This window comes from Paraburkholderia sp., from assembly GCF_026225065.1.
In the GTDB taxonomy this organism is placed as follows: domain Bacteria; phylum Pseudomonadota; class Gammaproteobacteria; order Burkholderiales; family Burkholderiaceae; genus Paraburkholderia.
The window spans coordinates 1-8,514 of sequence record NZ_JAMFSB010000200.1; the positions used below are offsets into that span (position 1 = coordinate 1).

The window sequence follows — 8,514 nt, forward strand, 5'->3', positions numbered from 1 at the left end:
CCATGAGCGCCGCGCTGGTGGCGGTCTCCGGCATCCTCGCTTTCGGCGTATACATTCTGGCGAGCCGAGGCACTTCGCGGCACCACGCCTTCGCTGCGCGTGCGGCCGCGGTGGATGGGGAACTGGTCGATATCATCGGCAACATGGGGCTGGTGCGTGCGTTCTCCGCCATCGGCAGGGAGCGTCGACGCCTCGACGAGCAACTGGGAGTCGAAACCCGGGCGCGCACCGGCAGCCTCCTTTACCTCGAAAAACTGCGTCTGCTTCATGCCATCGCCACGGCGATCCTCTCCGCTGGCATGCTCGGCTGGACCCTCTGGCTATGGAGCGTGGACCGCGCGACGACTGGCGACGTCGTGCTGATCAGCTCGCTCGGCTTCGCGATTCTGCACGGCACGCGCGATCTCGCGGTCGCGTTCGTGGACCTGACGCAGTACGTCGCGCGCCTTGGCGAAGCCTCGGCCATCCTGCTCGCGCCCCACGCGATGCCGGAGCACCACGATGCACCGCCGCTGCACGTCACGAACGCCGCCATCGATTTCAACAACGTCACGTTCGCCTATCCGGGACGCCGGCCGGTGTTAAACGGCCTGAACCTGCAGATCCGCGCGGGCGAGCGCGTGGGACTGGTCGGGCCGTCGGGCGCTGGCAAATCGACGATTCTTGCCCTGATCCAGCACTTCTACGAACCGGCGTCCGGCAACGTCAGCATCTCCGGGCAGGACATCTCGAAGGTGGGCCAGGACAGTCTCCAGGCCGCGATTTCGATCGTGCCGCAGGATGTCTCGCTGTTTCACAGGACCTTGCTCGAGAATATCCGCTATGGGGTGCCGAAAGCGAACGAGGCGGATGTCAAGCGCGCCTGCGAGGATGCCAATTGCATGGACATCCTCAGCGCGTTGCCGGACGGACTCGACACCGTGGTCGGCGATCGTGGCACCAAGCTCTCCGGCGGCCAACGGCAGCGGATCGCCATCGCACGCGCCATTTTGCGCGATTCGCCGATCCTCCTGCTCGACGAAGCCACCTCGTCGCTCGATTCGGCCTCGGAAGCTGCGATCCAGCTGGCGCTCGAACGCCTGATGCAAAACCGCACGGTGGTCGCCATCGCCCACCGGCTGTCGACGCTGCAGAGCTTCGACCGGATCGTCGTGGTCAATCGCGGCCGGGTCGTCCAGGACGGCTCGCCCTCGGAATTGGCGACCGTGCCCGGCATCTACCGCGATACGCTGACGCGCCAACGCAAGCGCAGCACACCGCCGCCGGAACTGGCGTGACCGGTTGACCGGGCCGGTGGCCATTACGGTTCCCATGCCCCTGTAGTCCCTGTGGTTACGGTCAACCTGGCTTCTCCGCGTCGCCCTCCCATCGCCCCCTCAGCCCTCTCTTTGTCCCGTCTTCGCTCGCCGCAAAATCCTCCTGTCGCGACGACAACGTTTGCGTAACGTATCGCCGCCTGCACACCCAGGCAATTTCCCTCGGAATGCTCATAAAAACTGAAGAATGTTAAGAAAACTGCCGATATACGAGGGTTACGGCTTAATTCACACGAGGAGCACTGATGGGATCGGTAGCTCGAATACGGGGGGCGTTCACGGTCGACAGCACCGACCAGGAACTCGTGCGCTCGCAAATGCAGGCGTTCGGCCGGCAGATCCCGCTCCTCTACTTCATGCTGGTGGTCAACACGATGGCGGTGGCCATTACCCACCTTCCCTACGCGCCGGGCTGGCTCGCCATCTATATTCCCGCTGCCCTTTGCACGGTCTGCGTGTTCCGCTGCGCACGGTGGTGGTTCGTCCGGCACCGCACACTCACCCATGAGAAAGCCGTACCAGAGCTGCGCAAAACCTTCTGGTTCGCGTGCGGCTTCGGCGTCGGCTTCACCGCCTGGTCGCTGCTGCTGTTCCCCTATGGGCCAGCCTACGAGCAGTGTCAGGTGGCGTTCTACATGGCCACCACGGTGGTCGGATGTGTGTTCTGCCTGATGCATCTGCGAGCCGCGGCGCTTACGCTGCTGACCATCGTGATCGGTTCTTTCACGATCTTTCTGCTGGCTGCGGGGCGCCCCGTGTTCGTGGCAATGGCGGCGGATATGCTGTTCGTCGGCGTGACCCTCGCTTTTATCGTCCACCTCTACTACAAGAACTTCGCGAGCCTCGTCTCTTCGAAGCGCGAACTGCTGGTGAGCCAGTCGGTCACGCAGAAACTCAGCGACGACAACTTTCGCCTCGCCAATATCGATAGCCTGACCGGCCTGCCCAACCGCCGCAGTTTCTTTTCTTCGCTCAACGCGCTGGCCGAGCAAGGCACGGGCGGCGTCGCCAACTTCCACATGGGGCTGATCGACCTCGACGGCTTCAAGCAGGTCAACGACATCTACGGTCATTCGAGCGGCGACCTCGTGCTCAAGGAGGTCGGCATCCGCCTTCTGGCGCTCGCCGATCCGACGATTTTTTTTGCGCGGCTGGGTGGCGACGAATTTGGCATCATCATTCAACGGCGTCTTGACGAGGAAGAACTCGACCGCCTGGGACAAACACTGTGCGAACGGCTTAGCCGGCCGTACACCGTCGGCGAGAACACCGCCGAGTTGTCGGGCACGATCGGCTGGGCCGGTTTGCCACCCGCGAGTGTCAGCGTGGGCGAGGTCTTCGAGCGCGCCGATGCCGCGCTCTATGTCGGCAAGGAAAGCCGGCGCGGTACGGCCGTGGTGTTTTCCGCCGAGCACGAAAACCGCGTGCGGCGCGCGAGCCTCGTCGCCCAGGAGCTCAAGGCGGCGAACCTCGACGCCGAGCTTTATCTGGAGTTTCAGCCCATCTATGACGTCGCCACACGCACCGCGGTCGGCTTCGAGGCGCTTGGCCGGTGGCGCAGTCCGAAGCTCGGTCAGGTAAGGCCGGATGAATTCATCCGCATCGCCGAGCGAACCGATCTGATTCGCGTCGTGACCGAGGTGCTGTTGCACAAGGCCCTGAATGAAGCCGCCAACTGGCCGCCACATATCTATCTGTCGTTTAACCTCTCGGCACTCGACATCTCGTCGGTACCCCGCGCAAGGCGGCTGCTCGACATCGTGCAGGCGAGCGCCACGCTGGCCGAGCGGGTGCATTTCGAAATCACCGAGACCGCAGTGACGCGCGACTTCAGGCAGGCGCGTGCTTCCCTGTCGCTGATCAAGCAGGTGGGCTGCCAGGTGTCGCTCGACGATTTCGGCACCGGCTATTCCAGCTTGAGCTACGTTCACCGTCTGCCCTTCGATACGATCAAGATCGATCGCAGTTTTGTGGCCGAGGTCGATACCGACGTGGCGAGCGGGAAGATCATCAAATCGGTGATGGACCTGTGCCGGAATCTCGGCCTCGAGTGTGTGGTGGAAGGCGTCGAGACCGAATCGCAGTGCGAAATGCTGACCGCACTCGGCTGTCGCGTGATGCAAGGCTACCTGTTCGGCCGGCCAATGCCGGCAGAGTCGATGCAGTTTTTTCAGGCCAACGTTGTTTAAAGGCGGCGTGAATTACCGGAGCGCTTGAGCTTCGCCGGCACATGTTGCCGTCACTCTTCCGAATCAAGGCGCCTCTTCTAATGGCACGCCACCAAATGCCTGGCGCTGCGCGAGCGAAACGAAGGTCTGGGCATCGCGCGCCGCCTGAACCACCGGCGCCATGCCGAAGAACTCGTGCGTCGCCCCCTGATAGTTGCGGTGCTCGACGGCGACGCCGGCGTCGCGCAGTTTTTCCACGAGCTTTTCGCCATCGGAGCGCAACGGGTCGATGCCCGCAGTGACCACCACCGTAGGCGGCAGGTTCGACAAATCCGCGCTGGCCACGTCGATCAACGGGCTTTTCAGATCATGCTCGTCGTTGATCACGTTCTGCATGAACCACAACATCATCTTCTTGTTCAACGGCTTCGCATTGCGATTTTCCTCATAGGAGATCGAAACAATGTTGTTGCTCGCCACGGGGTAGATCAGCGCCTGATGTAATGGCGTCCTTAGGCCTGAATCGCGCGCGTGGATGGCTACGTTAATGGCAAGATTCGCCCCGGCGCTCTCCCCCATCACCGCTATCCGGCTTGGGTCACCGCCAAGGCTCGCCGCGCTTTCGACGATCCAGCGCCACGCGGCAAACGCGTCCTCGTGGGCGGCGGGCAGTTTGTGCTCAGGTGCTTGCCGGTAATGGGCGGACACCACGATCGCGTTGCTTTGCGCCGCAATCGAGCGCGGCGTCGCGTCGTAGACGTCCAGATCGGCAATCACCCAACCGCCACCGTGAAAATACAGGATCAGCGGGAAAGGACCGTCGCCAGCCGGCCGGTAGATGCGCGCCGGATTGCTGCCGGCAGCGCCCGGAATCACCGTGTCTTCGCTCTGCACCGCCTCCACTTCCAGTGGCAGCCGGGCCGCGTGGCCGGCCTGTGTCATCAGCTTTCTGACGGCATCGGTGGGCGTCGGCTGCTCGCGGGCTTCGGCGACGCTGCATTCTTCGATCGGCTTTGGGTTCAGCTCCTTGAGCGCGGCGAGCACCGTCTTCATGTCGGCGTCTGCGTGTGCGGTCGGATCCAGTCCGATCATGCCTTTGAGGGTATCGGCGAGTGTCATGGCGCGGCTCCAGGTAAGACCGGGGAATCGGGACCGGGTTATGGGTCAAAGGGAAAACAAAGGGACGAACTCAACGAGAGCACTAAAGCAGACGCGCTCAAGAACCTGCGCCCGACCGCCAGGCGCAGATCCCTCAAGCTGCCGGCTCAATGCCCCTTCGTGTCGCTACTGGCGTCGGCGCCGGGCATGTTGGTCGTGTCGTTGGCCGGCCTGGACGCGGTCGTATGGGTGTGTTTCTTCTTCGTCTTGGTCTTCGACATCGTCGTCGGGCCGGTGCCGCTGGCGGCGGTCATCGCCGAATCGCCAGGGGCGCCGCCGCCTCCGTTGCCGTTACCATTGCCGCCCGCTCCACCGTTCCCGGCACCACCTCCACCCGCGGCCAGCGCAACGCTAGAGCCCAACAACAATGCCGAAATCAAGACCGCCTTTTGCATTTTCATGACTTGCTCCTCAGTGAGATTCAGGTTTCGAGTGGCTGCGTTGCCAATGCACGCAGACCTGATGAAGATTCAGCAAGCGACGTGCCGTTGTAAAAGCGCTGGGAGCGAAGAGCGTGCATCGTTGCACTGTTGTGTAGCTGTCATGCGTAAAAACTGCCCCGCATTCGCCGTCTTGCCAGTCGCGTGCTGCCACGAATGCGTCACGAGCTACGTACGAAAATCGCAAATGTTTGATACGCAGGGCGACGCAAATCGGAATCGACGCGCGGCTTCATTTCGGGCCGCAAGCCGCAGATCCTTGTGCAGCGCGGCAAAGCGCGCTGCACGCAGGTTGCGCGAACGCACGTCAACGAGCCAACACACGCGCTCGTCATGAGCTGAGGCCGCAGCCCGCGCTTCGTTCAAGAGGAACGGGCACAGTGCTTGCTGAAAACTAGCGGTTTTGATTTTTGCAGCAGCGCTTATCCGCTCACGCCCCACCCGCCAAATTTTCTTTCGACCATGCCGACGCCGCTCACCGTTTTACTGGTTGCATCCGAAGCAGCCCCGCTTGCAAAAACGGGCGGTCTCGCTGACATGGTCAGCGCATACGGCGCCGCGTTATGCGAAGCCGGTGTCGCTGCGTCGATCCTGATGCCCGCTTATCCTGGCGCCCTCGAACGCGTGCTCGGCGCGACCCGCGTGGCGAAACTCACGGGTCTGCCGGGCGGCGATGGCGTGATCATCCGCGCGCATATGCCGGACACGGGCGTGCCTGTTCTGCTGCTGCAGATGGATCATCTGTTCACACGCGAAGGAATCTACCGCGACCGCTATGGTCGCGACTACGTGGACAATCTCGTGCGGTTCGCATCGCTCGCTGCTGCCGCGGCACGGATTGCGCGCGGCGTGCGCGGTATCAAGCGGCCGGACGTCGTGCACGCTCACGACTGGCACGCCGGACTCACGCCGCTCTACATGAAACTCGGCGGCGTGCAGGCGCGCAGCGTCTTCACGATCCACAATCTCGCGTTTCAGGGCAACTATCCGCTCTCCGCGGGTCCGTGGATGGGCGTGCCGCCTGAACTGCTGGCGCCGGCACTCACCGACGAGCGCAGCATCGAGTTCTACGGTTCGCTCAGCCTGATGAAAGCCGGGATCGTCCATGCCGACCGCGTCACGACCGTGAGCGAGCGTTATGCGACGGAAATCCTCACACCGCGCTTTGGCCATCGGATGGAAGGCGTTCTGAATGCGGAGGCGCACAAGCTCTCCGGCATCACCAACGGCATCGACATGCAGATGTGGAATCCCGCTACCGACGCGCTGATCACCAGCAATTATTCGGCGGACAACGTAGCAGGCAAATACGCGTGCAAGCGCGCGTTGCAACAGGCGTTCGGACTCGCCCGCGAGCCGTTTGTGCCGCTGGTGGCGATCGGCAGCCGGCTCACTGAGCAGAAGATGGCGGAGGTGGTGGCCGAGGCGATTCCGGCCATGATGGCGCGGCACGAGCGGCTTCAGTTCGCCATTCTGGGCCAAGGCGACGCGCCGATCGAAGCGCGCATGCGCGAACTGGCTGCCCGTTGGCCAGGACGTGTGGGCACCTGCATTGGTTATGAAGAGACGCTCGCCCACATGCTGCATGCCGGCGCGGATATGCTGCTGCACGCGAGCCGCTTTGAACCGTGCGGGCTCACGCAACTGTACGCGATGCGCTTCGGCACGATTCCGGTGGCGTCGCGCGTGGGCGGCCTTGCCGATACGGTCTCCGACTATGCGCTCGGGCTGGGCAAGTCGGGCGCGGCGACCGGCTTCCTGTTCGAAGGAGAGACCGTCGAGGACGTTGCTGGCGGCGTGGCGCGTGCAGTCGAGGCGTTCAAGAATCCATCGTTGTGGCGCGCGCTGCAGCGTAATGCGATGACGCGCGATTCAGGATGGGGCACGGCAGTCAAACGCTACGTCGACGTGTACTGTGAACTGACGGATGCGCGCCCCGTGGTGCCGCGCGAAGAGCCCACGACGGTTCCGGTTATCGCCGCGCGCCGCCGGCGCAGCTCGGCGAGCCCTGTGCCCGCCGACAGTTCGCAGGCGGCAGCCGTTCAGTAACGGAAGCAAGAGCTATACAAGAAAGGTAAAAGTGAGGTCACGGTGTCCTGCCGGAGGCAGCGTCCTGCAAGATCATGGCTAACCGGTTGTCGAACTCTTCGCGAGTCTTGGCGATTTTTCCCGTAGATACCGGGATGGCAGCATGGACGATGCCTGCGTAGCCAATATTACGGTGCCGGATCCTTCTCGCGGGCTTCGAGCGCCAGCAGCGCGTCGCTCAGTCTCTTGACCCGGCTGACCTGCGACGGCACGCGCGCAGCGCCCGTCACTCGGGCGAGCCGGCTGCGCCAGTAGCTCAAAGGCAAGGCGCCGTCCAGCGCGGCGATACGCGGCAGCAGGTGTTCAAGATGTTCGATATCTTTTTCGAGCTGGTGGTGATTCATTGCTTCCCCGGACACTCCCGTCTGTAAGGTCCTCGCCCGTCGACGCGGGCGTGTATGGCTTTGCGTTGCCTTGATTGCTCTCATGATTCTGTTTGACCGCTAGTGTGCCCGCAGATTGAAGCGAGGCTTGACCGTGAGTGTCAGTTTTGCTGAAACATGGGGTCAACTTGATGTCACCGCGCGGAAAGGCTGGCATGTTATGCGGCGCGCATTGTCCTGACCCGCGTTCGCGCGGATCGTCTTGGATCGCAATCGTTTGCTGGCTGTTTTGTCATGGGCGCGTCAGCATTGCGCCCCGGCCGCGGCCGTAGACTGAACTGGCGTTGTGGAGACCGGAATCGGCGCCGCATCAGAAAACACAGCCGACCATCCAAACGTCCTTTCACCAAGGAGTCGAATATGATCCGAATCGCTTATATTGCAGCAGCCGTATCCGTCATGACTTGCGCCGCGCCCGTATTCGCGCAGGACACCCAGAACGCGCCTCAACCGGCCGCAACCTCGAACATGGGAAATGACAACGCCAACAACAACCAGAATAGCGGCGTAGGCATGGATACCAACGGGCAAGTGGCCTCTGGCGCGCCCGCCGGCCTCACCCGTGCCGAGGTGAAGCAGGACTTGTATCAGGCGGAAACCGACGGCCAGATGAAGACCCTCAATCGCACCGTTTACAGGGGCAATTAAGCTCGCGGGCGCGACACGCCGGGGACAACGACCGGCGTGTTCCGCGAGTGCTGCAGGCCTCAGTTCAGTGAGTTCGCGTGAGGCAGCGGCCAGACCAGGTTCAGTTTCACTCCCCCTCGGGCAGGCACATAGAGATCGCGACTGCGCTGCGCGCCGTCGAGACTGGCAACCAGCCGATAGTGGCCCTGCGGGAGCCGTGCATAAAGATAAGGGCCATCCGATGTGGCATTGAATACGACGGTGCCGTCGGATCTCGCCACCTGCACCGCGACACCCGAGAGGTACTCGCCCGATCCGGTCGTAAAGGTCGCGC

The 8,514-nt window shown here is 62.8% G+C and carries 8 protein-coding genes; 4 read left to right on the plus strand and 4 right to left on the minus strand.

Translation table 11 applies throughout. The annotated features are described in order from the left end of the window. A partial coding sequence (locus M0954_RS14710; protein ID WP_297353981.1) for an ABC transporter ATP-binding protein occupies nucleotides 1-1,277 on the plus strand: 1,277 nt, incomplete at its 5' end. 284 nt (nucleotides 1,278-1,561) lie between these two features. Further along, nucleotides 1,562-3,505, plus strand: a complete 1,944-nt coding sequence (locus tag M0954_RS14715; RefSeq protein ID WP_122156005.1) for an EAL domain-containing protein — start codon at nucleotides 1,562-1,564, stop codon at nucleotides 3,503-3,505. A gap of 63 nt (nucleotides 3,506-3,568) precedes the next feature. Here the strand turns inward: M0954_RS14715 and M0954_RS14720 are convergent, their stop codons facing one another. Continuing rightward, entirely contained in the window at nucleotides 3,569-4,603 is a 1,035-nt protein-coding gene (locus tag M0954_RS14720) for an alpha/beta hydrolase (RefSeq protein ID WP_122156006.1), read from the minus strand. A gap of 146 nt (nucleotides 4,604-4,749) precedes the next feature. After that, nucleotides 4,750-5,043 carry a hypothetical protein gene (locus tag M0954_RS14725; protein ID WP_133894746.1) on the minus strand — a complete coding sequence of 98 codons (294 nt, stop codon included), beginning with the start codon at nucleotides 5,041-5,043 and terminating at the stop codon, nucleotides 4,750-4,752. A 501-nt stretch (nucleotides 5,044-5,544) separates the two neighbouring features. On the opposite strand from M0954_RS14725, the gene glgA reads away from it, so the two are divergent. Further along, nucleotides 5,545-7,131 (plus strand): glycogen synthase GlgA, encoded by a 1,587-nt coding sequence (gene glgA / locus M0954_RS14730; RefSeq protein ID WP_122159103.1) that lies wholly within the window; start codon nucleotides 5,545-5,547, stop codon nucleotides 7,129-7,131. Nucleotides 7,132-7,298: 167 nt separating this feature from the next. On the opposite strand, the gene M0954_RS14735 is transcribed toward glgA, so the two are convergent. Continuing rightward, nucleotides 7,299-7,514, minus strand: a complete 216-nt coding sequence (locus M0954_RS14735; protein WP_122156008.1) for a hypothetical protein — start codon at nucleotides 7,512-7,514, stop codon at nucleotides 7,299-7,301. Nucleotides 7,515-7,913: 399 nt separating this feature from the next. On the opposite strand from M0954_RS14735, the gene M0954_RS14740 reads away from it, so the two are divergent. Beyond that, complete coding sequence (locus M0954_RS14740; RefSeq protein ID WP_185090177.1) at nucleotides 7,914-8,201, plus strand: DUF4148 domain-containing protein; 288 nt, start codon at nucleotides 7,914-7,916, stop codon at nucleotides 8,199-8,201. Between the two features lie 59 nt (nucleotides 8,202-8,260). On the opposite strand, the gene M0954_RS14745 is transcribed toward M0954_RS14740, so the two are convergent. Further along, nucleotides 8,261-8,514, minus strand: a 254-nt coding sequence (locus tag M0954_RS14745; RefSeq protein WP_297353983.1) for a carboxypeptidase-like regulatory domain-containing protein, incomplete at its 5' end; no start/stop codon positions are given.